This window comes from Arthrobacter sp. NPDC057388, assembly GCF_042668165.1.
Lineage (GTDB): Bacteria > Actinomycetota > Actinomycetes > Actinomycetales > Micrococcaceae > Arthrobacter.
Window position 1 is genome coordinate 1 of record NZ_JBHVBL010000040.1, and the last position, 24,571, is coordinate 24,571.

Genomic DNA, 24,571 nt, shown 5'->3' on the forward strand with positions numbered 1-24,571 from the left:
GCAGGAGAAGAGGGCGTTCCCGGATCCGGGAACGCCCTCTTCCTGTTAGGCGGAACTTACGAGAGCCGGAACGCCGGGTCCGCCGGCAGGTCGAAGGTGCGCTCCCGCGGCTCGGATGTGAGTCCGGCCGTGAAGCTGAACCCGAGGCCCGGCCGGTCCGCACTGTAGAGGCGGCTGTCGCGGATCCGGACCGGCGACGGGCCGGCCAGGATGCCCAGCTGTTCGAAGGAGGCGTCCTCCACGTCCTCCACGCTGACGGCCTCGGCGAGGGTCAGCGCCAGCTGGCCGGAGAGCTCGGGCAGCAGGTGCGGCGCCACCCGGATGCTGTTGGCCCGGGCCAGCTCAACGATGCGGCGGAAGGGCGTGATGCCGCCTACCCGGATGATGTTGGGCTGGACGATGTCCACCGCTTCAGCCTCAATGAAGTCGCGGAACCGGTAGATGGTGTGGACGTTCTCACCCAGGGCGATGGGCACGGGGGATTGTTTCCGCAGGCGGCGGTAGGCCGATAGGTCGTCGGCACGCAGCGGTTCCTCCAGCCAGTCCAGGCCGAACTGGGCCAGCACGTCCAGGGCGCGGAGGGCAGCGGGCAGGTCCCAGCGCTGGTTCGCGTCGATCATCAGCCGGCGGTCGGGACCGAGCACCGACCGGACCGCCGCCACGCGTTCGGCGTCCTCGGCCAGGTCCGGCTTGCCCACCTTGATCTTAACGGCCTGGTGGCCGGCCGCCACCCACCGTTCGGTCTGCGCCACGAGTTCGTCCAGGGTGTAGTGCAGGTTCACGCCGGAGCCGTAGACCTCCACCGATTCCTGCCGCTGGCCCAGCAGCCCGGCCACTGACACCCCCGCGTTGCGGGCGGTGAGGTCCCAGAGGGCAAGGTCGACGCCGGCCATCGCGATGGTGGTCAGCCCGCCCCCGCCTGCCTCATGCAGGCGCTTCCAGAGCTGGTCCCAGACCACTTCCGGCTTCGCGTCCAGACCGGTGATGAACGGGGCGATGTCGTGGTCAAGGAGGGCCTTGACCGCCTGCGGCCCGATGGTGGGGGTCCAGGAAAAACCGTGCCCCGCACCGCCGTCGTCCGTGAAGAGGCTGGTGGCGATGATGTGGTTTTCGGGCGCCTCAACCCCCCAGCTGCGTCGCAGCGGCACCGTGATCAGGCGCGTGTGCAGCCCGGTGATCCTGGCCGGCATCAGCGGCCGGCCAGTTCGTGGCCCTTGGCCAGGATCGCCTTGAGTTCCACGAGCTGCTCTTCGGTGGGGTCCACCAGCGGCGGCCGGACCGGGCCGACGGCCAGGCCGGTTAGGCGCAGCCCGGCCTTGATGAGGGAGACGCCGAAGCCCGGCGTCTGGTCCCGCAGGCGCACCAGGGGCGCGTAGAAGCCCTCGAGCAGCGCCTGCCGGCGGTCCTCGTCGCCGCTGGCGTAGGCGTCGTAGTAGGCGGTGGCGATTTCCGGTGCCATGGCGAAGGCGGCCGAGGAGTACAGCGGGATGCCGAGTCCGCGGTAGGCGCCCTGGGTGAGTTCGGCGGTCAGGAGCCCGTTGAAGAGCAGGAAGTCCCCGCGTCCGCTGGCTTTGACGGCGGTGACGATCTCCTGGGCGAGCCCGACGTCGCCGATGCCGTCCTTGAAGCCGATGACCTTGGGGTTGCCGGCGAGCCGTGCGATGGCTTTGGCCGTGAATTTGGCCGTGCCTCGGTGGTACACGATGACCGGGAGGCTGCTCGCCCCGGCCACCGCCTCGATGTAGGCCACCACTCCGTCGGTGGGCCCGGCGACCAGGTACGGCGGCAGGACGAGCAGGGCGTCGGCGCCCGCCTCCTCGGCCGCGCGAGCCGCGGCGAGCGCGTGGCCCAGCGGTCCGCCGGCACCGGCGATGACGGGCACCTGCCCGTTGACGGTTTCGACGGCGGCGGTCACCACGGTGCGCACCTCGTCGATGCTCAGCGCATGGAACTCGCCGGTTCCGCAGGCCGGGAACACGCCTCCCGGGCGGTGCTCCAGGCGCGAGGCGATGTGTTCCTTCAGGACCTCAACGTCCACGGCGCCGTCGGCGCTGAAGGGGGTGACGGGAAAGAAGAGTACACCGTCGAGTTTCATTTGGTCTCCTGTGATCCGGTTGTGGCGCCGACCATTGCCTCTTCGGCGAGTTCTGTGCGCCAGGTGCGTTTGGGTTCCCAGCCGAGCAGCCGCTTGGCTTTGGCGATGGAAAAGGCGGGGCTGGTGCCGGTGAGTCCGGCGGCAAGCGCGGCGCTGCCCGGGACGAACCGGGGCAGGAGCGTGGCCAAGGGCTCGGTGGCCAGCGCGTCGGCGGCACCCACGAAGAACGTCTCGCCGTTGGGGATGGTGTCCATCTTCTGCAGGAGCATGTCCAGGAAGTCGGCCACGTCCCGGGCGTCCACGTAGTTGAAGAGGGCAGGCGCGGACAGGGCGGGGTCGGCGAGCCGCTCGCGGACGGTGTGGCCCTGCTGCGTGGGGGCGCCGTCCCATTCCTCCGGCGAGATGACATAGCATGGCCGGAAGGCAGCGTAACGGATCCGGCTGCCCTGGGCGGCGGCGAACATCTGCACCGTCTGCTCGGCGATCAGCTTGGACAGGGCGTAGGCGTTCCAGGGACGGGGCGTGGTGTCCTCGTCCACCGGAAGGGACTCCGGCAGCCAGCCGGCCGGCGAACCATAGCCCAGCACTGTGGGGCTGCTGGCCGTGATGATCCTGCCGATCCCGAGTTCGGTGGCCGCGCTGACCACTGCGAAGGCCAGTCGGGTGTTCGTGCTGAGGATGACTTCCTCGGGCGCGCTGAAAGGCACGGCAATAGCAGCGAGGTGGATGACGGCGTCGGGCGCTGTGCGTTCCAGGAGGCGGAACGCCTCACCGGGGGCCAGCAGGTCCGCGGTTTCCTGTTCGACGCCGGCCGGGAACATGCCGGCCGGTACGGCGTCCCGGTCCGCCGAGACTACGTGGTGGCCTGCCCCGGCGAGGCCCGCGACCACGCTGCGGCCCAGGCGGCCGGCGCCGCCGGTGACAAGGATTCTGCTCATGGTGATTTCCTGTTCTGCTGCGTTCAGGCGCGGCCGCGGCGCAGTTCCACGCCCAGGCCAAGCTCGCTGATGCGGACGGGGAGTTCGGTTTCCAGCGACGTGTTGCCCGCGATGCCGACGGCCACGGAGCGCAGCCCGTCAAGATAGCCGGAGGGGCGTCCCAGCGGGTCCTTGCCGGGGCCGTTGAACAGGTCGGAGAGGAGGAGGTTGTCGCCGCCGCCGTGGCCGCCCTCGCCGTTGACGATGGGCACCTCATATGCGGGCTCCCAGTGGCGCTGGACCACGAGGCGCTCACCGTTCCGGCGTACGGCGTCGTCTTCCTCGACGGGCGTGGCGGAGGGGTCCACCACCGTTTTCTTGTCGGTGCTGTGGACGACGGCGGCACGTTCCACCACCTCCAGCTCGGCCCTGCCTTCGGTTCCGTTGACGGCAACCCGGTAGCCCTCCCAGGGGCTGTGCGCGTTCAGGGAGTAGCTGAGCGTGGCCCCGCCGTCGTAATCCACGGTGAGGGCCAGGTTGTCCTCAATGGTGATGCCGTCGGTGAAGACGTCCTGGTCCCGGCGGTAGCCGTCGAACTTCTCGTTGTCGTAGTACAGTCCGCGGAGCCGCTCGTCCTCGCGGAGGTCCAGGACGAACGGGTCCCGTGTTTCCGGGGTGCTGCCTTCTGTGGTGCCGCGGTCGGGTCTGGCGCCAAGGCCTCGCTCCGCGGCATTTTTGGCACCGTAGAACCGCAGCCCGCCGGAAGCGTAGACCCGCTCGGGCACGTCGTCGATCCACCAATTCACCAGGTCGAAGTGGTGCGACGCCTTGTGGATGAGCAGCCCGCCGGAGTTCTGCTTGTCGCGGTGCCAGCGGCGGAAGTAGTCGGCACCGTGGACCGTGTCCAGGACCCAGCTGAAGTCGACGGAGGTGACCTTGCCGATCACGCCGTCCTGGATGATCTTCTTCAGCGCGCTGTTCCGGGGCGAGTAGCGGTAGTTGAAGGTGACCACCACGTTCCGGCCCGTGGCCGCCGCGGCCGAGGTGATGCGGCGGCAGCCCTCGGCGTCGATGGTCAGGGGCTTTTCAACCACGACGTCGGCCCCCGCCTCGAGCGCCTCGACGATGTAGTCCGCGTGGGTGTAGTCGGGCGTGGTGACGATGACACGGTCAATCGCGTTGGCCCTGATGTATCCGGTCAGGGAGCCGGGCTCGAACGAGTCGGCCGGTACCGCCGCGCCCAGTTCCTGCATGAGCCGCTGGTAGTACTCCACCCGGCCGGGGTTTGCGTCGGAGAGGGCCACCAGCTCCGCCACGTCCGCGTGCTGGCCAAGGATTGCGCGGATGTACATTTCCGAGCGGCCGCCGGTGCCGATCAGCGCGATGCGGGACCGCCTCGTTGCCGTGGCAGGCTCCGGTTGCTGCTGCCGGGCGGTGTCGACGTTGACCATGGATGGGCCCCTTTCCGAAGGCGGTAGGCGGGCTGCTTGACGCCCTGCCCACATGTAGGAAGAATCCTGAGAAAGCGTTTTCTCGAAACGTTATAAGCTTTGTATCAAGACAGCGGCGAGCGCGTCAACCGTCTTTTGAAAAGCCGGAAGTGGCGCTGAGCCGGGGCGTTGTTATGTGCCGCGGCAGCGAACGCGGCACGGGACAGACGGAAGGAAGTTATGGCCAGGAGAACGGGCACCCGGCGCATTGGCATTGCGGACGTTGCCACCAAGGCCGGCGTCTCGCACGCCACCGTTTCCCGCGTCATGAACGGCAATTTCACGGTGGACCCCGCCATTGCCCAGCGGGTGCGGGACGCCGCGGCGGAACTGAACTACCAGCCAAACCCGGTGGGCCGCAGCCTTGCCCTGGGCAAGACCGACACCATCGGCATCGTGGTGCCCGATCTCGCCAACCCTACGTTCCAGGCCATCCTCCGGGGCCTCAGCATGGCCGCAGCCCAGGACGGCTACCGGGTGCTGATCGCCGACTCCTCAGAGGTCTCCAGTGAGGAGGCCATACTGGCCGGAGAAGCGCGGCGGCGCTGCGACGGCCTGGTGCTGTGCGCGCCGCGCATGGGCGACGCCGAACTCGAGGAGCTGGCCCCGTCACTGCACCCCATGGTCCTGATCAACCGCAGCACCACGGAGACCCCCGTCCCGAGCCTGGAGGTGGATTACGGCCAGGGCGTCCAGGAACTCGCCGAACACCTCGCGGGCCTGGGACATACCAGCATCGCGTTCCTGGCCGGTCCCGCCCGGAGCGCCTCCAACCGGGCCCGCATGGCCGGGCTGGACAAGTTCCGGGCGGCGAATCCGGGCGTGGAACTCCTGATGCTCGAGGGCGGATCCAGCTTCGAGTCGGGCCATGGAGCGGTGGACGCGGTGCTGGCCAGCGGGGCCACAGGCGTCCTGGCCTTCAACGATCTCGTGGCCATGGGGCTGCTCAGCGGGCTACACGAGCGCGGGGTCCGCGTTCCCGGGGAAATCTCTGTCACCGGCTTCGACGACATCCCCTTCGCCAGGTACACCACGCCGCCGCTCACCACAGCCGCGGTGCCGATCACGGAGCTCGGGGAACAGGCCTGGCACCGGCTGCGGGCGCTGATCCGCAACGCCGAGGCCCCGGAGGAAGAGAGCACCTTCCAGCCGCGGCTCGAGATCCGCGGGAGCACGGGCCCGGCCGCAAGATAGCCCCTCCGCTGTGGAGTTTTTGTACAGATAATGGCCGCTAAACGCCCCGGAAGTCGCGACAAGTGGACAAAAACTCCACGCCCTGGACGAAATTAGGGGCCGCGCGGACTTAGGGGCCGCCGTCGTTATGACCTGGCCGGCGCCAGGAGTACTTCGACGAGCTCCGTCAGGCCGCCGGCCATGTCCACGTTCTTGTCGTACAGCCACTGCAGCTGCAGGCCGTCGAAGGCGGCGATGACCAGCCGCGCGAGCGACTCCGCAGCAGCGTCGGACCGGACCTCCCCCGCGTCCTGGCGCCGGCCAATGTCGAGCGCCAGTTCCCCGACCAGCTGGGAGTACCTGTCCTGGAAGTAGCCGTGGGAGGCGTGCCCGGGGTCGTTGGCGGTTGCGGACGCGACGGCGTAGAGCGTGGTCAGCCCCGGCTCCCGCCTGTTCCGCTCCGCCACGGACGCCAGCACGGTCAGGCCGAACTCGTCCGGCCCGCCGATTTCCCTGCTGCGGCGGTCCCGCTCCGCGAGCACGGCCGTCAGGAGCTCCTGCTTGCCGCTGAAATAGTGGAAGAGCGTGGCCTCCTTGACCCCCACGAGCTCCGCCACGCGCTTGAGGGCCGTCCCCTCGAAGCCCTCGGTGGCAAAGACATCCGTAGCGGTCTGGATGATCTGCTCGCGGCGTTCGGCGCCTTTGGCGTACGGCCCTCGGGGCTTTGATGGAGACATTGCGCCAGTTTATTTCACGCCGCCTGTCTGCGGACGGCTTCGAGTTTTTGTCCAGATGTCGCGGGTTGGAGCGCCGTTTAAGGCCATTACCTGTACAAAAACTCGCCCCCAACGCTTGTTACGGGCCGGTCGGGTCCCCGCCCTTCGGGCCCAGCCCGGCCTCCCTGTAGTACCCCCTGATATGGGCAGCAACAAGCTCGGCCGCCCGGCCGCCGTCGTCCTTCCGGATGGCGGCCAGAATCTCCCGGTGCTCTGACCGGAGCCGCGACGCGGTGGTATCCCAGTCCGGCAGGTTGGCGGTCAGCTGCCCGGCATAGCCCTGGATGGCTTCACGCAGCGACCCCATCATGGCGCTGACCACGGCGTTGCCGGCGGCGTCGGCCAAGGCCAGGTGGAAGCGGACGTCCAGGGCCAGGAAGTCGTCGGTGCCGTGGTCCTCGTCCATGTCGTCGAGGAGTGCGGCGGCAAGGTCAAGTTCGGGGGCGTCCGGCCTGGCCCGGGCGGCCGCCCAGGACTCAAGCAGCACCCGCGTCTCCACCACGTCCTCCACCGGCAGGTGCTGGGTGGCCACGTGCAGCCGCAGCGCGGAGCCGAGTGCCGCCGTCGGATCCGAGATCACCACCGTCCCGGCCTCGGGCCCTGACCCCACGCCCGCCCGGACCACGCCCATGGCCTCGAGAATCCGGATCGCTTCCCGGACGGAGGTGCGGGACACGCCGAGCTGCTCGGCCAGGGTCCGCTCGGCCGGGAGGCGGCCGCCAACGGAGAGCTGGCCGCCGGAAAGCTGGTCCTCGATCCATTGCAGGACAAGTTGGTGCGTGCGCATGGCCACCATGGTACTTGATGTGGTCGGACCACATGCTTTAGAGTGTGGTTAGACCACAGCGGCGAGGCTGTCCCGTATCCTCCCGCATGCCCCACCGAGGAAAGCGCCCGCGGAGGAACGCCATGACCCACACCATTCAGCCGAGCAATCCCGAAGCCACGCCGGCTCCGGACGCAACGGACATTCCGGCGGCGCAGCCGGCCCCCCGTGCCTCAACCGCCAAAGCCGCTGCCGCCATCCCGGCCGCCCTGAAGCGCCGTATCCCGAAATACTCGGATTTGGCCCCGCTCATGCAGTTCAAGAAGCCCGAGTTCAGCAAGGAAGCCCGGCTCAAGCGCGCCAGCACCGTCTGGGAACTGCGCGACATCGCGAAGCGGCGGACTCCCCAGGCACCGTTCGACTACACCGACGGCGCGGCAGAGGGCGAGATCACCCTGCGGCGCGCCCGCGAAGCGTTCCTGGACATCGAATTCCGGCCGGGCATCCTGCGGAACGTTTCCAGCATCGACCTGCGCACCGACATTCTGGGCAAGCCCTCCCGCCTTCCCGTGGGCATCGCCCCCACCGGCTTCACCCGGATGCTGCAGTCCGAAGGCGAATACGCCGGTTCGCAGGCCGCCGAGGCCGCGGGCATCCCCTATACGCTCTCCACTATGGGCACCGCCTCGATCGAGGACGTGGCCGCGGCGGCACCCAACGGCCGGAACTGGTTCCAGCTGTACTTGTGGACCGACCGGGACCGCTCGCTGGAACTGATCGAGCGCGCAGCCAGGGCCGGGAACGACACCCTCATGGTCACGGTGGATACTGCGGTGGCCGGCGCGCGGCTCCGTGATGTCCGCAACGGCATGACCATCCCGCCCGCGCTGACCCTGAAGACCGTGCTGGACGCCTCCTACCGCCCGGCCTGGTGGTTCAACTTCCTCACGCACGAGCCGCTCACCTTCGCCTCGCTCTCCCGGTACACGGGCACAGTGGCCGACCTCATCAACTCCATGTTCGATCCCACCCTCACCTTCGAGGACCTGGACTGGCTGCGCGAAACGTGGAAGGGCAAGCTGGTGGTCAAGGGCATCCAGACGGTTGACGACGCCCGCAAGGTGGTGGACCACGGCGCCGACGGCATCGTCCTGTCCAACCACGGCGGCCGGCAGCTGGACCGGGCCCCGATCCCCTTCCACCTGCTTCCCGAGGTGTCGAAGGCGCTCAAGGCGGACAACAGCAACGCCGCGATCATGCTGGACACGGGCATCATGAGCGGCGCGGACATCATCGCGGCACTCGCCCTCGGCGCCGACTTCACGCTGATCGGCCGCGCCTACCTGTACGGGCTCATGGCCGGCGGGCGGGCGGGCGTGGACCGCGTCCTGCAGATCCTCGAGAAGGACATGGCCCGCACCATGGCGCTTCTCGGCGTCAGCAGCATCTCCGAGCTGACCCCGGACCACGTGCGGATCCTCGGCAACTAGGCTGGGGCCCGCTACTTCTTGCGGCCGAACTTGGGCAGGTTGGCCAGCAGGTCGGCGGCCTTCGTCGCGGCGCGGCCCACGGTGCGGCCGATCTGCTGCGGAACGGTGTCGTCCTGGCCAGCGTTTCCGGCGACCTGTCCGCCCGGAACCACGACGGCGGGACTCAGCTGGCCGCTCGCCGGCCGGCCGGGTGCGTGGGTGGCATCGCCCGCTGCAGTCCCGGAATGTGCCGCAGCCGCGGGGACGAAGGCGTCCGGGACGCCGGCAGAAGCCGGGCCGGGAGAACCTGCGCCGGCCGACGCCGGGCTTCCGATCGACGCCGGGCTGCCGGTCGCGGCGGCCGGTACCCGCCGCGCGGAGCCGGCCTGCGCTTCGTCCGCCTGCTGTTCCGGCGCCTGCTGAACCGCCACCTCCGGTGAGGCTGCGGCGGAAGCCGCACGTCCGACGTCGAACGTCTCCAGCCAGCTGGCGACCCCCTCGAGCGGCTTGGTGTTGAGCGCGTAGTAGCGCTTCTGGCCCTGCGCGCGCATGCTGACAAGGTCTGCTTCGCGCAGCACCTTCAGGTGTTTGGAAATGGTGGGCTGGCTCGCGGCGAGCTCCTCGACCAGCTCCCCCACGGCTTTGTCCCCGGCCTGGAGGGACACGAGAATGTCCCGCCGCGTTGCCTCAGCAATGACGGCAAATACGTCGTCTGTCACCATGAGACCCACCCTAGCGACATATACGCCGGATGGCATCTAGTATTTCGCGCCCGGACCGTCCCGTGAAGAAGGGTTGAAGCTAGTCGAACCAGGGGTCCAGCCCGTGCAGCGGGAAGACTTCCTTCCGTGTGGCCATCACGGTGCGGTCCACGTCGTCGTTGGGATCGAAGCCGACCTCCCACGACCGCCACCAGAGATCGGCGTCGTCACCCATGCTCTCCGGCGTGTCCACGCCGTAGCGCTCCTGCACATACGACCGCCACGTCTCCGGCACTGGCGTGCGCAGCGGCACCGGACGGTTTGCGGCGATGCCGATCAGGTGGCTCCAGGTCCGCGGCACCACGCCGGTGATGTGGTATCCGCCGCCCCCGGTGGCAATCCAGCGGTTTTCGCAGTACCGCGCGGCGAGGTTTGCGACGGCGGCGGCGGCCTCACGCTGCCCGTCCACACTGACGTTGAGATGAGTCAGCGGATCAAGCCGGTGCGAATCGCACCCGTGCTGGCTGACGATGACCTCGGGTCCGAAGGCGCCCACCAGCTGCGGAACCACGGCGTGGAAGGCCCTCAGCCAGCCGGCGTCGCCTGTCCCCGCAGGCAGTGCCACATTAACAGCGCTCCCCCGGGCCCCGGGACCGCCGGTCTCGTTGGCGAAGCCGGTGCCGGGAAACAGGGACATTCCGGTCTCGTGCAGGGAGATGGTGAGGACGCGGGGGTCGTCCCAGAAGATACTTTGCGTCCCGTCCCCGTGGTGCGCGTCAACGTCGATGTATGCCACCCGCTGCACGCCGCCGTCGAGCAGTTTCCGGACCGCCAGGGCGGCGTCGTTGTAGACACAAAAGCCGCTGGCGCGCTCCCGTGAGGCGTGGTGCAGCCCGCCGCCGAAGTTCACGGCCCTGACAGCCGACCCGTCCAGGATCGAGCCCGCGGCGAGGATGGATCCGCCGGCCAGCCGGGCCGCGGCCTCGTGCATCCCGGCAAAGGCGGGGTCGTCCTCGGTGCCCAGCCCGTAGGACGCGTCCGCGGCGGCGGGATCGTCGCTGGCCCGGCGGACGGCGGCCACGAACTCGGGGCTGTGGACGGTGGTGAGTTCGCCGTCTGCCGCCACGTGCGGGGCGGCAAGAGTGACGTTGTTGAGGTCCAGCAGGCCCAGGCTCGAGGCCAGGCGCGCGGTCAGGTCCAGGCGCTCGGGCGCCATGGGATGTCCCGGACCGAAGTTGTACGCCGTCATGGCGGCATCCCACACCACCATCGTCGGCAGTGCGGGGAGGCTGAGTCCGGACTGGAATGTCATTACTCACAGGCTACCGGAGCACGGTCTGCTCCCGGGCCCGGCCACGGCGCGGGGTTTAGTGGTTTACTACTTGAGGAAGCAGAGTCAATCGAGGAACAGCCGCACATGACCCAGAGCCAGTCAAGGTCCAAGAGCCCGGCCAGCTGGCAACCCGCACCGCCGGAGCGTGAGGGCCTGTGGATATTCACGGGCATCCGTGACTTCATCGATGACATCGCCAACACCTCCCCGGCCCGGCTGGCCCTGAGCGCCTTCGTGGTGGTCATCGTCCTCTTTACTGCCCTGCTGTCGCTGCCGGCGTCCTCTGCCACCGGCGACTTCACTCCCCTGCACCAGGCCCTCTTCACCGCGGTCTCGGCTGTCTGCGTCACGGGCCTGACAGTGGTGTCCACTGCCGTGCACTGGTCCTTCTTCGGGCAGCTGATCATCCTGGTGGGCATCTTCGTCGGCGGCCTCGGCACGCTGACCCTGGCCTCGCTGCTGGCGCTCATGGTGAGCAAGAAGCTCGGCGTCCGGGGCAAGCTCATAGCGCAGGAAGCCATGAACAACGCGGGCCGCCTGGGCGAGGTGGGTACGCTGCTGCGGATCGTCATCACCACCTCTGTGGTTATCGAGGCCATTCTGGCGGTAGCCCTGATCCCCCGCTTCATGGTCCTGGGTGAGCCGTTCTGGCAGTCCGTCTGGCATGGCGTCTTCTACTCGATCTCGTCGTTCAACAATGCCGGTTTCACCCCGCACTCGGACGGCATCGTCCCCTACGAAACAGACCTCTGGATCCTCATCCCGCTCATGCTGGGCGTCTTCCTGGGCAGCCTGGGCTTCCCCGTGGTCATGGTGCTGCAGCAGAACGGGCTCGACTGGCGCAAGTGGAATCTCCACACGAAGCTCACCATCCAGGTCTCCTTCATCCTGCTCGCGGCGGGCACCGTGCTGTGGGCCCTCATGGAATGGGACAACACCCGCACCATCGGCGGCATGAGCCTGGGCGACAAGATCACGCACTCGATCTTCGCGTCCGTCATGACGCGCTCCGGCGGCTTCAACCTGGTGGACCAGAACCAGATGGAATCCACCACCATGCTGCTCACGGACGCCCTCATGTTCGCCGGCGGCGGCTCCGCTTCAACCGCCGGCGGCATCAAGGTCACCACCATCGCCGTCATGTTCCTGGCCATCATCGCCGAGGCGCGCGGTGATGCGGACGTCAAGGTCTACGGCCGCACCATCCCGGAGGGCACCATGCGCGTGGCCATCTCCGTGATCGTCGCCGGCGCAACGTGGGTCTCGGCGTCAGCCTTCCTGCTCCTGCACATCAGCGGCGCGTCCCTGGACCGGGTGCTGTTCGAGACCATCTCGGCGTTCGCCACGGTCGGCCTCAGCACCAACCTCAGCGCCGAGCTGCCGCCGGAGGGCGTCTATGTGCTGGCCGTCCTGATGTTCGCCGGCCGCGTCGGCACCGTCACGCTCGCCGCTGGCCTGGCCCTGCGCCAGCGCAGCCAGCTGTACCACTACCCGGAAGAGAGGCCCATCATTGGCTAATTCGTCAGGCGCCCCCAACCGCCCCGCCCATAACGCACCGGTACTGGTGATCGGGCTGGGCCGTTTCGGTTCCTCCACCGCCGAACAGCTGGTGAAGCAGGGGCGTGAGGTCCTGGCCATCGAACGCGACAGGTCCCTGGTCCAGAAATGGGCACCCGTTCTGACCCACGTGGTGGAGGCGGACGCCACCAACATCGACGCTCTGCGCCAGCTGGGTGCGCAGGAATTCAGTTCTGCGGTGGTGGGCGTGGGCACGTCCATTGAGTCCTCGGTGCTCATCACCGTGAACCTGGTGGACCTCGGCATCGAGCACCTGTGGGTCAAGGCCATCACCCCGTCCCACGGCAAGATCCTCACCCGGATCGGCGCCAACCACGTCATCTACCCGGAGGCCGACGCCGGCGTCCGCGCCGCGCACCTGGTCTCCGGCCGCATGCTGGACTTCATCGAGTTCGACGACGACTTCGCCATCGTGAAAATGTACCCGCCGCGTGAAACGGTCGGTTTCACGCTGGACGAGTCCAAGGTCCGGTCCAAGTACGGCGTGACCATCGTGGGCGTGAAGTCCCCGGGTGAGGACTTCACCTACGCCCGCCCGGAGACCAAGGTCTCCGCCCGGGACATGCTGATCGTGTCCGGCCACGTGGACCTGCTGGAGCGGTTCGCCGCCCGGCCGTAAAGGTCAAGCACGACGGCGGCACCCGCCGTCGTGCATACCCCCCGCCCGCCGTGGGGAGTTTTTGTACAGATAATGGGCGCTAGAGCCCTCGGAAGTCGCGGTATCTGTACAAAAACTCCACGGCTGGGGCCACGGTGGAGACTAGCCGAGCTGCTTGGTGATTTCGGCGGCGCGGTCGGCAGCGGCGCGCGCGCCGGCCGCGATGATTGCCGGCATGCCGCGGTCGTTGAACGTGGCGATGGCCCGTTCGGTGGTGCCGTTGGGGCTTGTCACAGCCTTACGGAGGGCAGCCGGCTCGGCGCCCGGTTCGGCCAGCATGAGCCCGGCCCCTGCCACGGTTTCACGCGCCAGCAGAAGCGCCAGCTCCTCGTCGAGACCAAGCTCGACGCCGGCAGCGGCCATAGCCTCGGCCAGGTAGAAGGCGTACGCGGGACCCGAACCGCTGATGGCGCCCAGCGCATCCACCTGTTCCTCGGGGATGTCGACGACGGTTCCCACCGCACCGAGAATATCTTTCGCCCGCTGGAGCTGCTCGGGCGAGCAGCTGGTGCCGGCAGAGACCGAGACCACGCCACGGCCCAGCTTCGCTGGCGTGTTGGGCATCGTCCGGATCACCGGCTGCCCTGCGGGCAGGGCGGCTTCAAGCTGGGCGATGGACACCGCAGCGGCAACGCTGATGACGATCGCATCCGGTGACAGGGAACCGCTGATTTCCCGGGCCAGATCCGCGATACCCACCGGTTTCACACCAAGGATCACGACGCCGGCACCCTTCGCCGCCTGCTTGTTGTTGTCGGGCTCTTCACTGCCGGCGATGGCGGTGATGCCGGCGTGGCGCTCGGCCAGCTCCGCTGCCCGCTCCGCGCGCCGGACGGTGGCCACGATCTCCATGGGATCCGTGCCGCTTTCAAGGAGGCCGCCCAGAATGGCCTCGTTCATTGATCCACAGCCAAGGAATGCGATTCGGTTGCTCATTGGTCCATCATTGCAGTTCAGCGCTGCGGATGCAGATGGCGTCCACTGACCGGGAGGAGCGCCATTCACAGGAAGCTCACATGTTGGCCGAAGCATTCACACACCTTCGGCCCCTACCTTAGGAAGTACCTCATTGAGGGTGCGAGTGATGAAGCAAGCATGGGGATGCTTGTCAGGCACCGGCGGTCTGCAGTGGTTTTGCCCATTTTTCTGCAGCAGACCGCCGGTGTCTTTGCTTTAAGCGCCACCGGCAAACGCACTCCCAGCCGGCTTTCAGGTAGTTCACCCTGAACGCCCATACTCGGCCGCTATAGTCGTAAACGCCTCACAGGTGCGAGTGATGGAAACCGGCCCTTCGGGACCGGAGCGGCGCCGGTCGGTTGCAGAAGTGTTCCCCCCAGCTTCTTCTGCGTAACCGGCCGGCGCTTGCTGTTTAAGCGCTTGCTCGTTTAAGACGGACAGTCCGGCCGGGAGGCGTCCAGCGGGGGGAAAAGCAGCCCGGCCCTAGAGTGCAGGTAGCGCCGACGCCTGCTGGACGCCCACATGCGGTGCCGGTTCCAGCGGGCCGTCGAACACCAGCTGGTCGAGACGCCGGAGGATGAGGCCCTCCCGCAGCGCCCACGGGCAGATCTTGATTTTCTTGTACTCAAAAAGCTCCAGGGCTGCTTCAGCCACCAGCGCGCCGGCGAGAAGCTGGTTGGCGCGCGCCTCGGACACCCCGGGCAGGTGGAGCCGGTCCTCGGTTTTCATGGCAGAAATCCGCTGCGCCCAGATGCCCAGGTCCGTGCGGTTCAGGTCGCGCTTTACGTACGGCCCGGCGTCGCTGGGGGCCGCCCCGGCGATCCGCGCCAGGGACCGGAACGTCTTGGAGGTGCCTGCCACGACGTTCGCCCTGCCCACCTCGTTGAAGTTGCGGACCACGGGCTTGAGGGTGGCCCTGATGTAGCGGCGCAGTTCCTTGACGCTCTTGGCGGACGGCGGATCCTCGTGCAGCCAGTCGCGGGTGAGCCGGCTCGCGCCAAGGGGCACGGACGTGGCCAGTTCCGGCAGCTCGTCCTGCCCGAGGGCCATTTCAAAGGAACCGCCGCCAATGTCGAAGTTCAGGATCGTGCCGGCGCCCCAGCCGTACCAGCGGCGGACGGCGAAGAACGTCATGGACGCTTCCTCGCTGCCGGTGAGTTCCTGCAGCGTCACAGTGGTTTCGTGCTTGACCCGGGCCAGTACCGCCGGGCCGTTGGTGGCCTCGCGGATGGCGGACGTGCAGAATGCCAGCAGGTCATCGGCCTTGTGCCGCGCGGCGAATTCCCAGGCCTCCAGCACGAACTCGGTGAGCTCATGCTGGCCCTCGTCGGTGATGTTGCCGTCCTCGTCGAGGTACTGCACAAGCGACAGGGGCCGCTTGTGCGAAGCGAAGGGCACCGGCCGTGCGCCGGGGTGGGCATCCACCAGCAGGAGGTGGACAGTGTTGGAACCGATATCGAGGACGCCTAGCCGCATCCTGCCATTATTCCTCCCGCCGGCGCAGCGGACGCAACCCGCCGCTTACATTGCGGACGACGCCGGTTGCCGGCAACCGCGGCGCTTACTCGCCTTCGAGCCCTGCGGGGTTGGGATCCACCTCGTCGGCACGCTTGAAGTCGCGCTTGATGTTGGCGATGCCTTCGGGGTTGATCTCGAAGCCATAGGCGGCACCCGGGTTGATGACCATCCCGAGCTCATCACCGATGTTGGCGATGATCGCCGCGCCCTGGGTGCCCAGCACGTTCGGGGCGGCCTCAAGGTACTGTGCGTCCACCCGGCTGGGGTGCGAGAACACCGCCAGGACGGGCTGGCCGTCCGCGTTGCCCAGCACGAGCGGCTCAACCTGGGAGTCCTCGCCCTCAAGCGCGTCGGAGCTCACGATGTAGACCTCGTTGTTGAGGAACGACAGGATGACGTCCACGGGATCGGCGTCCGGCTGGCCGCCCCGGGCCAGTTTCTCCTCAAGGTCGTTCAGCGGCGTGGTGTCTGCGGGTTCCGGCTGTTCAGTCATGCATCTACTCGACCACGTTGCCGGGCACGAAGCAATTCGTCCCCTACTTCTTCGCAGCAGCCTTCTTCGCCGGGGCCTTGCGCGTGGCGGTGCGCTTGACCGGGCCCTTGGCCCGCTTTTCGGCAAGAAGTTCGACGGCGCGTTCCCGGGTCAGTTCCTCCAGCGAGGTGCTGCGGGGCACGGTGATGTTGGTGATGCCGTCGGTGATGTAGGGACCGAAGCGGCCCTCCTTCACCACGATGTTCTTCTCCGACACCGGGTCCGGACCGAATTCGGCCAGCGGCGGCACGGCCGCGCGGGCGCCGCGCTGCTTGGGCTGGGAGTAGATCTCCAGCGCCTGCTCCAGCGTGATGGTGAAGATTTCCTCCTCGGAACCAATAGACCGCGAGTCCGTGCCCTTCTTCAGGTACGGGCCGAAGCGGCCGTTCTGCACCGTGATCGGGTTGCCCTCGGCGTCCTCGCCGAGCACCCGGGGAAGGCTCATGAGCTGCAGCGCCTCGTCCAGGGTGACGGACTCCACGGTCATGGACTTGAACAGCGAACCGGTGCGGGGTTTGGCCTTGACGGGCTTCTTCGGCGGCTTGGGCTTGCCGTTCTTGTAGTACTCCACGGGCAGGTTGGCCAGCTGCTCCTCGGTCATTTCCGGGATGATCTCGGTGACGTAGGCGCCGTAGCGGCCGTTCTTGGCCACCACCGTGTGCCCGGTGTGCGGATCGGCACCCAGGACCCGCTCCTCGGGAGCCGCGGTTTCCATGAGCTCCACGGCTTTCTCGGCCGTGAGCTCGTCCGGGGCAAGGTCGTCCGGGACGTTGGCGCGGGCGGACTCCACCACTTCGCCGGTCTTGGGGTCAACCGTGGGCAGGGAGCTCTCCAGGTACGGCCCGAACTTGCCCACGCGCAGCGTGATGCCGTCCGCGATGGGCACGGAGTTGATCTCGCGGGCATCGATCTCGCCCAGGTTGTTCACGATGCTGAGCAGGCCGGGATCGGCGTCTTCGCCGTAGTAGAAGTGCTTGAGCCAGGCGGCGCCAACGGCCTGGCCGTTGGCGATCTTGTCCAGGTCGCCTTCCATGTCGGCCGTGAACTCGTAGTCCACGTAGTCCGTGAAGTGCTGTTCGAGGAGCCGCACCACGGAGAAGGCGATCCAGCTCGGCACCAGGGCCGAACCCTGCTTCCGCACGTAGCCGCGGTCCTGGATGGTGGAGATCGTGGAGGCGTAGGTGGACGGGCGTCCGATGCCCTTCTTTTCCAGTTCGGCGGTCAGGGACGCTTCCGTGTAGCGCGGCGGCGGCGAGGTCTCATGGCCGACGGCGACAATCTCCGAGGCGGTCAGGCCGTCACCCTTGGCAACGTTCGGCAGGCGGCGGGCCTCATCCGAGTCGTCGTCGCCGCGGCTTTCGTCCTTGCCTTCCTCGTAGGCGGCCAGGAAGCCGGGGAACGTGATGACCGTGCCGGAGGCGGAGAATTCGGCGTCGCGGCCGTCGGAGGCTACCGCGCCGAGCCGGATAGTGGCTGTGGAGCCCTTGGCGTCTGCCATCTGCGAGGCGACGGTGCGCTTCCAGATCAGCTCATACAGGCGGAACTCGTCGCCGCTGAGCTGCTGGGCAACCTGTGCCGGGGTGCGGAAGGAGTCACCGGCGGGACGGATGGCCTCGTGGGCTTCCTGCGCATTGGCGGCCTTGCTGGTGTAGACGCGCGGCGACTGCGGAACGTATTCGGGGCCGTACAGCTCGGAAGCCTGGCGGCGGGCGGCCGTGACGGCCTCGTCGCTCAGCGCCGAGGAGTCCGTACGCATATAGGTGATGTAGCCGTTCTCGTACAGCCGCTGGGCGATCTGCATGGTGCTCTTGGACGAGAACCGCAGCTTGCGGCCGGCCTCCTGCTGCAGCGTGGAGGTGGTGAACGGCGCGGCGGGACGGCGCGTGTACGGCTTGGTGTCCACCGCGCGGACACGGAAATCGGCGTCCTGCAGGGCGGCGGCCAGGGAGGTGGCGAGTTCCTCGTTCAGGTGCGCCACATTGCGCGAGGTGAGTTCGCCGTCGTCGTTAAAGTCCCGGCCAGTGGCGACCTTGGCGCCGTCAACGGCGGCGAGCTTCGCTTTGAAGGAGCCGGCATCGGCCCCGAACTGCCCGGTCAGGTCCCAGTAGGACGCGGCCTTGAACGCCATGCGCTCCCGTTCGCGGTCCACCACCATGCGCGTAACCACTGACTGGACGCGGCCGGCGGACAGCCCGCGCGCCACCTTGCGCCACAGCACCGGGGAGATCTCGTACCCGTACAGGCGGTCCAGGATGCGGCGGGTTTCCTGGGCGTCCACCAGCGCGGCGTCGACGTCGCGCAGGTTGTCCATGGCCCGGTGGATGGCTTCCTTGGTGATTTCGCCGAAGGTCATCCGGTACACGGGAACCTTGGGTTTCAGGACCTCCAGGAGGTGCCACGCGATGGCTTCGCCCTCGCGGTCCCCATCGGTTGCGAGGTAGAGAGCGTCGGCGTCCTTGAGCTGGGCCTTGAGCTCGGCCACCTTTTTCTTCTTGTCCGGGGAGACGACATAGTAGGGCTTGAAGTCGTTTTCGACGTCGACGGCGAACTTGCCCAGGGAGGTTTTCTTCAGGTCCGCGGGGAGCTCGGACGGCTGCGGCAGGTCGCGGATGTGACCGATGGAGGCCTCAACGATGAAGCCCTCGCCCAGGTACTTGGCGATGGTCTTGCTCTTGGCCGGAGACTCCACAATCACGAGTTTCTTGCCGGTTTTGGCCTTGCTTGGCACAGTGCTCCTACAGAAAAAGATTGCTCGGGCAGATCAGCCCATATTGGCCTAGTTCACCATATTTTGCAGAATCCTGCGCTGTCATGTGGAAATCGGTGGCCCCGGTCACGGCTGGGACTGCCGGCTGCCCGGCAGGGTGCGGTCATCCGGAATCATGGACCACATGGTGGCGATCCGCTCGGCACCCGGCGGAATGCGGCTGGGATCCTCCAGCTCGTAGCCCCGAAGCAGTTCAAAGACCTTTTCCGTAAGCTCGGCGCGCTGGTCGGCCGTGAGATAGAGCAGGTTGCTGGCGAGCAGAACAGCGGATGGCGGATCCGCGTCCTCGCCGCGCCGCCGCTGCTCGTCGCGCACCCTGGCGTACGCGCTGGCGCGGCGGCGGAACGCATCCAGTTCGATGTCGATGACGGCAAAGTCCGGGCCCGCCACCGCCCCGCCCGAGTTAATCGCGAAATCCGTGCCCGCGGCCTTCCACCGGCGTTCCCGGGCATCGGCAGACGCCTCGGCCGCGACCACGATGCCCCACTTCTGCAACGCCCGCAGGTGGTAGCTCATCGCACTGGGCGTCAGCCCTGTCTGCTGCGCGAGTTCGGTGGCGGTCCGGCTGGCCTGCGTGGAGTACAGCTCGGAGATGACCTCCAGCCGGGCGGCATGGGCCAGGGCCCGGATCGCCTTGGGATCGGTGATTTCCACCTTCTTCTCCGGCCGGCTCTTGCGCCCCGGCGCGGCGCTGGATCCAGGCTCCGGCGGCGGCCATTCTGAAGTCATTTCTTCAGTCTACGCAGCCGCCCACGGGCTCTGAAAGAAGTCTTTGAGATCCCCCGTTCCCGCCGGGCCGGCTTGCTTCGGAAATACTAAGCATGCTTTGCTTACTTCCGTAAACAGACCTCCCGCAAGCAGTTTCGCGGCGGGGCCGCCAATGTTGGCGGTTCCGTGAAAAGCCCAAAGGAAGACCATGATTACCCTCGACGAAGACGCCTTGATGCCGGCAGCCCAGCCCGCCGGCCAAGTGACGGACGCCAGCCTGGAAACGGACGCAGACCTTGACGGCTCCCTGCTGGCGGCTATGGGAACTCCGCGGCACTGCCGGCGGCCCATGAAGCGGCTGGACCAGGAATTCTCCTTGGAAATGGCCATCCGGGTGGACGGCCAGCGCCTGATCCGCTCGATGAAGACCGTGGGCGCCGCCGACGCCGTCACCTACCGCTGCATGTGTGGCTTCACCCTGGACGTTCCCGCTCCCGGAATGAAGCACGCCCACATCAACTGACTCCCTAACAGCATCAGCGCGAACGTACAGTTGTGGCCCCGGATCCGCAGGGATTTGGGGCCACAACTGTCCGTTCGCGCTTCGGTTCGGTGCCTGGGTCAGTCCTGCGAAGCGGGCAGGAGGAAACCGTCGCGGACCAGGTTGGCCACTTCGGTGAGCAGGCCGCCGCGGAAAGCATCGCCGTCGAACCCCTCCGTCCCGCCCAGCAGCGCCTCAAGGGCGCCGATGATCTGCCCGGCGGTCAGGTCGCCGTCGCACGCGGAGACAAAGCCGGCCAGTTCGGTGCTCAGCAGGTTGGTTCGGCGCAGACCTGCGCCCTGGCGGAGCAGGATGACGCCGGGGTGTTCGGCGCCGGGGCGCTGGTGGCGCTCCTCGGTGACGTCCTCGGCCACGAGCAGATGGGCGGCGGACACGTCATGCTCCGCCAGCCAGTCCGCCCGCTCCACGGCCGCCCCGAGGTGCGGGCCGATCGGCTGTTCGATCGGGTAGGTGATCTCCTCGAACCGGTGGATGCGCCGCGCACCCGCCGGGCGGCGCAGGAAGACCATGCCAAAACCGATCCCGCCCACGTTCCGTGACGCGAAGTCCGCCAGGTACGCTGCGTAGGCATCCTGGTAGTGCCGGCGGTCGCGGGTCTCGGAGGAATCCTGCAGCCAGGTCTCGGCGTACTGCTCCGGCCCCACCTGTTCGCGCTGGATAAACCACGCGTCGGTGTCCGGACCGGCCCAGTTTTGCGGCCGTTCGTCCCAGGCCGAGCCCTCCGGAACCTCCCAGTTGCCCAGAAGCTGGGCTGTTCCGCCCGGGGCGAGCACACCGGGCAGGGAGCGGATGAGCGACGCCACGATATCGTCCCCCGGCAGGCCGCCGTCGCGGTAGGTGAACTGGTCCGCCGCGGCCTCTCCGGCGGTGCGGGGTGTGATGACGAAGGGCGGATTGGACACGATGAGGTCGAACTCCTCTCCCGCGACGGGCTCCAGCAGCGATCCGAGCCGCAGGCTCACGCGCTCTTCGGGCCGCGCCGGATCGATGTCCAGCGCCGCGGCATTGAGCAGGAGGTTAAAGCGCGTGAATGCCAGGGCGCGCGCCGAGATGTCGGTGGCGGTGACGTGGCCGGCGTGCTGCAGAAGGTGGAAGGTCTGGATGCCGCAGCCGGTGCCCAGGTCCAGCGCCCTGCCGGCAGGCCGCCGGATGGTGGACTGGACGAGGGTGGTGGAGGCCTGCCCGATCCCGAGCACGTGGTCGTGCCTGAGCACACCGGGCCGCTGGTGCGCAGCCAGGTCGCTGGCCACCCAGATTTCGATGCCCTTGTCCCCGCCGGAGTCCCAGCCGTAGGGCCGCAGGTCCGCCTCGGCCGTCACCTGGGTCGCCGTGATTTTTGCCAGGCCGAGTGCCGCCAGGCCTTCCGCACGGGTCCGGGGCAGGGCGGCGTCGAGCACTTCCGGCTCCTGCGGCACGGCCAAAAGCCAGAAACGCACGACGGCGGCCAGCGCCGCGGTGCGCGGGTCACCGGAGGCCGCCGCTTCAGTGGCGATGAGCGCCGGGATGAGCTGGTCGCGGTCCAGGGCGGCGTACGCGGATTCCCCCAGCAGCTCCGCCACGCCGTCGAGGTTGTAGCCCGCCTCGCGGAGGTCCGCGGCCAGCGCCTCCAGAAGCTCTGGCTGGTCGCTGCGCGGTGCGTCGGGAGTGTTGCCGGTGGTGAAGAGCGTTGGTTCAGTCACCGGCCAAGTCTATTTCCCGGCCGCCCCCTATTTCCCGCGCCTTTATTTCCCGGCCGCCCCGCCGGCGCCGCAGCCCTGTGTGGCGCCTCCTCACTGTCGGTGCGTGCAGCTACAGTTGGGCCATGCTCGGAACCCAGGCCATGGCGGCCGATCCGGATTGGCTCCGCTACGCGGCGGCATTCGCCCCGCTGCTGGCCGCGCTCATTGCCGGCTGGATTGCCTGGCGGACGCTCGCCCAGCGGCGCGAGGCGGACCGGCGGGACCAGTGGTGGAAGCGGACGCAGTGGGCCATCGGCCTCGCCATGGACCCGGACTTCAGCAGGGCGGTCGTGGGTCTGGTCGCCCTGAGGCACCTGGCGGCCAGTGACCTGTGCACCGGGGAGGACTACGAGCTGCTCGACAAGATCGGCGGCGCCAAAATCGACGCGCTGCCCCTGTCCGAGGAGAGCGCCCGGCGCACAGCCCCCGAACCACAGGTTCCCGGACACCAGGCCGCGGGACCGGAAGTCCCCCAAGCTGCCGGACCGCCCGTCACCACGGCAAGGCCAACGGCCATTCCCGTAACCCTGAAGTCGCGCGGCGAGCAGGTACTGGCGTCAAGCGCAGGCACCGCCAAGGTCCTGGCTGAGGCGGACAGACTTGTCTCTTTTGTGGTGTCGCAGCGGGGCCGGCAAAGGGGACGGGAACCCGGCAGCACGCCAACCCGGTAAGTTTGAAGCCATGCCTGTGCGTTGTTCCCTGATTTCCCCTGCCCGGGTGATTCCCCGTGCCCTGGCCGCGGCGGCGTCCGCGGCCATCATGCTGGCCGTCGCAGCCTGCTCCCCCGTGGTTTCGGTCGAGAATGCGGATGTCCCCCAGTGGCGGTCCACCGCGCTGCCCTCCGACAGCCAGGCGGTGCTGCAGGATGCGGGCAAGATCCTCAACCGGAACAGGATCGTCCAGTCCGCCGCCAGCGTCCCGTCTGGCGACTACACGCTGACCGTTACCTGCGACGGCGGGGGCAAGGCGTTCTTCGCGGTGACGCTCGCCGGCAAGGAGCTGACGGAAGCCGGAGCGGCCTGTAATGGCAGCAGGGAAACGGCGAGGATCACCGTACCGGAGGCGGGACGAATGGAGATCAGCGCCTCCAGCGTGGACGCGCCGCTCCTGTATGCCTATCATCTGGTTCCAGCCCGCTAAGCCGGCCGATTACCATCTGTACCGGTGCCGTCGGCGGGCTTAAAGTCGGGGTATGCCCACGGTGCGGATGGCCTCCGCGCATCGTTTTTTGGGGCGGGTGCGACGCATGCGTCGGCTGCGGGCGCCGGCAACCGCCGTCGTGCTTTTCTGTGTGCTGGTCGCAACGGTCCTGGCCGGCTGTGAATACAGCTACGACGACGGCAGGGGCGAACTTCCGGACGCCGCCCCGGTGGTGACGGATCCCGTGCTGCCGCGTGACCCGCTGGAGAATGAGCCGGTGTCAGGCGAGGAGCTCACGGAATGGGCGAAGGACGTCCTGCCCGACGCCGAGGGACAGGTGTTCCACACAAGCTACGGCAGCGTTGCCAGGGGCCGCAGCAAGACCGAGTCCACCAAGCAACTGCCGGGCGGCACGTACTCCCTCACCCTCGCCTGCCGGAGCGAGCGGCGGGTGGCTTTCACCGTGCGCGATTCGGAGTTCGCCCTGGTGGATTTGAGCCTCCGGTGCGGCACGTCCCGCGTCAATGTGGTGCACGTGTCCAAGGACTCGGTGCTGCGGGTGACGGTTGAGTCGCGGGCGGACGCCAATTTCGCGTACCGGATCAGCCGGATCTGACCGCCGGGCCATTGCTGCGCCCGCTCTTAGCGCCATTGCTGCGCCCGCTCTTAGGGGCCGCAACCGCGCCTTGCTGAGGCGGTTCCCCTGCCCGGGGCACCCTGCTTAGGCGGCGCAGCCGTCAGGGCAGCGCAGTGTCTCCGGGTTGGCCGCGCACCCGGCGCAGTACAGGGTGAGCGTGCGGCAGCTGGGGTTCGAGCAGTTCTCGAACTTGCTGGTGGGCGCCTGGCACCGGACGCACTCGCCGATGGTCTTGGCGTCCTCGCTGAATTCGAGGTGCATGCGCTTGTCGAAGACGTACAGGGACCCTTCCCAGAGCCCCTGGTCCTTGAACTTCTCCCCGTAGCGAACGATGCCGCCGTCGAGCTGGTACACCTCCTTGAAGCCGCGGTTCACCATGAGGCTGGACAGCACCTCACAGCGGATCCCGCCGGTGCAGTAGGTGACCACCGGCTGGTCCTTGAGGTGGTCGTACTTGCCGGAGTCGAGTTCGGTGATGAAGTCGTGGGTGGTGGCCACGTCCGGGACCACGGCGTCCTTGAACTTGCCGATCTGCGCTTCGAAGGCGTTCCGGCCGTCGAAGAACACGACGTCCTGGCCGCTGGCCTTCCGCGCCTCGACGAGTTCGTGGAGTTCCTCGGGCAACAGGTGCGTCCCGCCCCCGACGACGCCGTTCTCGTCCACCTTCAGCTCGCCGGGGGCGCCGAACGAAACGATCTCATCGCGGACCTTGACGCTCAGGCGGGGAAAGTCCTCCGCCCCGCCGTCGGACCATTTGACGTCGATGCCGCGGAAGCCCTTGTATTCACGGGTGGTTTTCACATACTGCTTGACGGCTCCGATCTCGCCGCCGACGGTGGCGTTGATGCCGTCTTTGGAGATCAGGATGCGCCCGGTCAGGCCGAGCTTTTCGCACAGGGCGCGCTGCCAGAGGCGGACTGCGTCCGGGTCTGCGATGGGGGTAAAGCCGTAAAAGAGCACGATTCGGTTCAAAGCCACGTATTTAAGGGTACTGGGTGGGCGCCGGGACAGGGTTCGGGGCCGGGGAAGAGCCCGCTATCACAATTGCATAAGCAAGCGCCAAGGCTCTGTTGCTT

23 protein-coding genes are annotated in these 24,571 nt (G+C 67.8%); 8 read left to right on the top strand and 15 right to left on the bottom strand.

All coding sequences use genetic code 11. From position 1 onward, the window contains the following. Positions 1-56: 56 nt before the first annotated feature. The 4 genes from ACFUTU_RS16770 to ACFUTU_RS16785 are packed head-to-tail and all read right to left on the bottom strand — an operon-like array spanning position 57 to position 4,463. Positions 57-1,190 (bottom strand): mandelate racemase/muconate lactonizing enzyme family protein, encoded by a 1,134-nt coding sequence (locus tag ACFUTU_RS16770; RefSeq protein ID WP_377966253.1) that lies wholly within the window; start codon positions 1,188-1,190, stop codon positions 57-59. Further along, entirely contained in the window at positions 1,190-2,095 is a 906-nt protein-coding gene (locus ACFUTU_RS16775; protein ID WP_377966255.1) for a 5-dehydro-4-deoxyglucarate dehydratase, read from the bottom strand. The genes ACFUTU_RS16770 and ACFUTU_RS16775 overlap by 1 nt, the downstream gene beginning before the upstream one ends. Further along, positions 2,092-3,033, bottom strand: coding sequence for an NAD-dependent epimerase/dehydratase family protein (locus tag ACFUTU_RS16780; protein WP_377966257.1), 942 nt, complete (start codon positions 3,031-3,033; stop codon positions 2,092-2,094). The genes ACFUTU_RS16775 and ACFUTU_RS16780 overlap by 4 nt, the downstream gene beginning before the upstream one ends. Positions 3,034-3,056: 23 nt before the next feature. Beyond that, positions 3,057-4,463 carry a Gfo/Idh/MocA family protein gene (locus ACFUTU_RS16785; protein WP_377966259.1) on the bottom strand — a complete coding sequence of 469 codons (1,407 nt, stop codon included), beginning with the start codon at positions 4,461-4,463 and terminating at the stop codon, positions 3,057-3,059. A gap of 219 nt (positions 4,464-4,682) precedes the next feature. Between ACFUTU_RS16785 and ACFUTU_RS16790 the strand changes: the two genes are divergently transcribed. Continuing rightward, on the top strand, positions 4,683-5,696 hold the full coding sequence (locus ACFUTU_RS16790; protein ID WP_377966261.1) for a LacI family DNA-binding transcriptional regulator: 1,014 nt from the start codon (positions 4,683-4,685) through the stop codon (positions 5,694-5,696). 125 nt (positions 5,697-5,821) lie between these two features. On the opposite strand, the gene ACFUTU_RS16795 is transcribed toward ACFUTU_RS16790, so the two are convergent. Then, positions 5,822-6,412 (bottom strand): TetR/AcrR family transcriptional regulator, encoded by a 591-nt coding sequence (locus ACFUTU_RS16795; protein ID WP_377966263.1) that lies wholly within the window; start codon positions 6,410-6,412, stop codon positions 5,822-5,824. Between the two features lie 118 nt (positions 6,413-6,530). Then, positions 6,531-7,238, bottom strand: coding sequence for a FadR/GntR family transcriptional regulator (locus ACFUTU_RS16800; protein WP_377966265.1), 708 nt, complete (start codon positions 7,236-7,238; stop codon positions 6,531-6,533). Positions 7,239-7,360: 122 nt separating this feature from the next. Here ACFUTU_RS16800 and ACFUTU_RS16805 point away from each other — a divergent pair, with 122 nt between their 5' ends. Then, positions 7,361-8,707 carry an alpha-hydroxy-acid oxidizing protein gene (locus ACFUTU_RS16805; protein ID WP_377966267.1) on the top strand — a complete coding sequence of 449 codons (1,347 nt, stop codon included), beginning with the start codon at positions 7,361-7,363 and terminating at the stop codon, positions 8,705-8,707. 11 nt (positions 8,708-8,718) lie between these two features. Here ACFUTU_RS16805 and ACFUTU_RS16810 read toward each other — a convergent pair whose 3' ends face one another. Together ACFUTU_RS16810 and ACFUTU_RS16815 are read right to left on the bottom strand one after the other, a co-directional pair. Next, the gene (locus ACFUTU_RS16810; protein WP_377966269.1) at positions 8,719-9,408 is read right to left on the bottom strand and encodes a metalloregulator ArsR/SmtB family transcription factor; all 690 of its coding nucleotides are present in this window, start codon (positions 9,406-9,408) and stop codon (positions 8,719-8,721) included. Between the two features lie 79 nt (positions 9,409-9,487). Next, positions 9,488-10,699, bottom strand: a complete 1,212-nt coding sequence (locus tag ACFUTU_RS16815) for an acetoin utilization protein AcuC (RefSeq protein ID WP_377966271.1) — start codon at positions 10,697-10,699, stop codon at positions 9,488-9,490. 105 nt (positions 10,700-10,804) lie between these two features. On the opposite strand from ACFUTU_RS16815, the gene ACFUTU_RS16820 reads away from it, so the two are divergent. Both ACFUTU_RS16820 and ACFUTU_RS16825 read left to right on the top strand, forming a co-directional pair. Further along, the gene (locus ACFUTU_RS16820; protein WP_377966273.1) at positions 10,805-12,238 is read left to right on the top strand and encodes a TrkH family potassium uptake protein; all 1,434 of its coding nucleotides are present in this window, start codon (positions 10,805-10,807) and stop codon (positions 12,236-12,238) included. Next, positions 12,231-12,917 (top strand): potassium channel family protein, encoded by a 687-nt coding sequence (locus ACFUTU_RS16825; protein WP_377966275.1) that lies wholly within the window; start codon positions 12,231-12,233, stop codon positions 12,915-12,917. Before ACFUTU_RS16820 ends, ACFUTU_RS16825 begins: the two co-directional genes overlap by 8 nt. A 141-nt stretch (positions 12,918-13,058) precedes the next feature. Here ACFUTU_RS16825 and proC read toward each other — a convergent pair whose 3' ends face one another. The 5 genes from proC to ACFUTU_RS16850 all read right to left on the bottom strand — a co-directional run bounded on the left by proC (position 13,059) and on the right by ACFUTU_RS16850 (position 19,459). Beyond that, positions 13,059-13,892 carry a pyrroline-5-carboxylate reductase gene (gene proC / locus ACFUTU_RS16830; protein ID WP_377966277.1) on the bottom strand — a complete coding sequence of 278 codons (834 nt, stop codon included), beginning with the start codon at positions 13,890-13,892 and terminating at the stop codon, positions 13,059-13,061. Positions 13,893-14,396: 504 nt separating this feature from the next. Continuing rightward, entirely contained in the window at positions 14,397-15,389 is a 993-nt protein-coding gene (locus tag ACFUTU_RS16835; protein ID WP_377966279.1) for a Ppx/GppA phosphatase family protein, read from the bottom strand. 85 nt (positions 15,390-15,474) lie between these two features. Then, entirely contained in the window at positions 15,475-15,924 is a 450-nt protein-coding gene (locus ACFUTU_RS16840; RefSeq protein ID WP_377966281.1) for an SseB family protein, read from the bottom strand. A 43-nt stretch (positions 15,925-15,967) separates the two neighbouring features. After that, the gene (gene topA / locus ACFUTU_RS16845; RefSeq protein WP_377966283.1) at positions 15,968-18,691 is read right to left on the bottom strand and encodes a type I DNA topoisomerase; all 2,724 of its coding nucleotides are present in this window, start codon (positions 18,689-18,691) and stop codon (positions 15,968-15,970) included. Between the two features lie 105 nt (positions 18,692-18,796). Next, the gene (locus ACFUTU_RS16850) at positions 18,797-19,459 is read right to left on the bottom strand and encodes an ArsR/SmtB family transcription factor (RefSeq protein ID WP_377966285.1); all 663 of its coding nucleotides are present in this window, start codon (positions 19,457-19,459) and stop codon (positions 18,797-18,799) included. 187 nt (positions 19,460-19,646) lie between these two features. On the opposite strand from ACFUTU_RS16850, the gene ACFUTU_RS16855 reads away from it, so the two are divergent. After that, complete coding sequence (locus tag ACFUTU_RS16855) at positions 19,647-19,961, top strand: hypothetical protein (protein WP_377966287.1); 315 nt, start codon at positions 19,647-19,649, stop codon at positions 19,959-19,961. A 98-nt stretch (positions 19,962-20,059) separates the two neighbouring features. On the opposite strand, the gene ACFUTU_RS16860 is transcribed toward ACFUTU_RS16855, so the two are convergent. Further along, positions 20,060-21,679, bottom strand: coding sequence for a methyltransferase (locus ACFUTU_RS16860; protein ID WP_377966289.1), 1,620 nt, complete (start codon positions 21,677-21,679; stop codon positions 20,060-20,062). Between the two features lie 122 nt (positions 21,680-21,801). Between ACFUTU_RS16860 and ACFUTU_RS16865 the strand changes: the two genes are divergently transcribed. The 3 genes from ACFUTU_RS16865 (at position 21,802) to ACFUTU_RS16875 (ending at position 23,474) form a co-directional block, all read left to right on the top strand. Beyond that, the gene (locus tag ACFUTU_RS16865) at positions 21,802-22,389 is read left to right on the top strand and encodes a hypothetical protein (protein WP_377966291.1); all 588 of its coding nucleotides are present in this window, start codon (positions 21,802-21,804) and stop codon (positions 22,387-22,389) included. Positions 22,390-22,399: 10 nt separating this feature from the next. Then, the gene (locus ACFUTU_RS16870; RefSeq protein WP_377966293.1) at positions 22,400-22,858 is read left to right on the top strand and encodes a hypothetical protein; all 459 of its coding nucleotides are present in this window, start codon (positions 22,400-22,402) and stop codon (positions 22,856-22,858) included. A gap of 106 nt (positions 22,859-22,964) precedes the next feature. Beyond that, positions 22,965-23,474, top strand: coding sequence for a hypothetical protein (locus ACFUTU_RS16875; protein WP_377966294.1), 510 nt, complete (start codon positions 22,965-22,967; stop codon positions 23,472-23,474). 105 nt (positions 23,475-23,579) lie between these two features. On the opposite strand, the gene ACFUTU_RS16880 is transcribed toward ACFUTU_RS16875, so the two are convergent. Next, positions 23,580-24,473: a rhodanese-related sulfurtransferase gene (locus ACFUTU_RS16880; RefSeq protein ID WP_377966296.1), complete on the bottom strand. Its 894-nt coding sequence runs from the start codon at positions 24,471-24,473 to the stop codon at positions 23,580-23,582. Positions 24,474-24,571: the final 98 nt, after the last annotated feature.

Bases quoted from the DNA above. Each gene is read 5' to 3' on its own strand.
- ACFUTU_RS16770 (WP_377966253.1), bottom strand. From the start codon at position 1,190: ATGCCGGCCAGGATCACCGGGCTGCACACGCGCCTGATCACGGTGCCG.
- ACFUTU_RS16775 (WP_377966255.1), bottom strand. From the start codon at position 2,095: ATGAAACTCGACGGTGTACTCTTCTTTCCCGTCACCCCCTTCAGCGCC.
- ACFUTU_RS16780 (WP_377966257.1), bottom strand. From the start codon at position 3,033: ATGAGCAGAATCCTTGTCACCGGCGGCGCCGGCCGCCTGGGCCGCAGC.
- ACFUTU_RS16785 (WP_377966259.1), bottom strand. From the start codon at position 4,463: ATGGTCAACGTCGACACCGCCCGGCAGCAGCAACCGGAGCCTGCCACG.
- ACFUTU_RS16790 (WP_377966261.1), top strand. From the start codon at position 4,683: ATGGCCAGGAGAACGGGCACCCGGCGCATTGGCATTGCGGACGTTGCC.
- ACFUTU_RS16795 (WP_377966263.1), bottom strand. From the start codon at position 6,412: ATGTCTCCATCAAAGCCCCGAGGGCCGTACGCCAAAGGCGCCGAACGC.
- ACFUTU_RS16800 (WP_377966265.1), bottom strand. From the start codon at position 7,238: ATGCGCACGCACCAACTTGTCCTGCAATGGATCGAGGACCAGCTTTCC.
- ACFUTU_RS16805 (WP_377966267.1), top strand. From the start codon at position 7,361: ATGACCCACACCATTCAGCCGAGCAATCCCGAAGCCACGCCGGCTCCG.
- ACFUTU_RS16810 (WP_377966269.1), bottom strand. From the start codon at position 9,408: ATGGTGACAGACGACGTATTTGCCGTCATTGCTGAGGCAACGCGGCGG.
- ACFUTU_RS16815 (WP_377966271.1), bottom strand. From the start codon at position 10,699: ATGACATTCCAGTCCGGACTCAGCCTCCCCGCACTGCCGACGATGGTG.
- ACFUTU_RS16820 (WP_377966273.1), top strand. From the start codon at position 10,805: ATGACCCAGAGCCAGTCAAGGTCCAAGAGCCCGGCCAGCTGGCAACCC.
- proC (WP_377966277.1), bottom strand. From the start codon at position 13,892: ATGAGCAACCGAATCGCATTCCTTGGCTGTGGATCAATGAACGAGGCC.
- ACFUTU_RS16835 (WP_377966279.1), bottom strand. From the start codon at position 15,389: ATGCGGCTAGGCGTCCTCGATATCGGTTCCAACACTGTCCACCTCCTG.
- ACFUTU_RS16840 (WP_377966281.1), bottom strand. From the start codon at position 15,924: ATGACTGAACAGCCGGAACCCGCAGACACCACGCCGCTGAACGACCTT.
- ACFUTU_RS16850 (WP_377966285.1), bottom strand. From the start codon at position 19,459: ATGACTTCAGAATGGCCGCCGCCGGAGCCTGGATCCAGCGCCGCGCCG.
- ACFUTU_RS16855 (WP_377966287.1), top strand. From the start codon at position 19,647: ATGATTACCCTCGACGAAGACGCCTTGATGCCGGCAGCCCAGCCCGCC.
- ACFUTU_RS16865 (WP_377966291.1), top strand. From the start codon at position 21,802: ATGCTCGGAACCCAGGCCATGGCGGCCGATCCGGATTGGCTCCGCTAC.
- ACFUTU_RS16870 (WP_377966293.1), top strand. From the start codon at position 22,400: ATGCCTGTGCGTTGTTCCCTGATTTCCCCTGCCCGGGTGATTCCCCGT.
- ACFUTU_RS16875 (WP_377966294.1), top strand. From the start codon at position 22,965: ATGCGTCGGCTGCGGGCGCCGGCAACCGCCGTCGTGCTTTTCTGTGTG.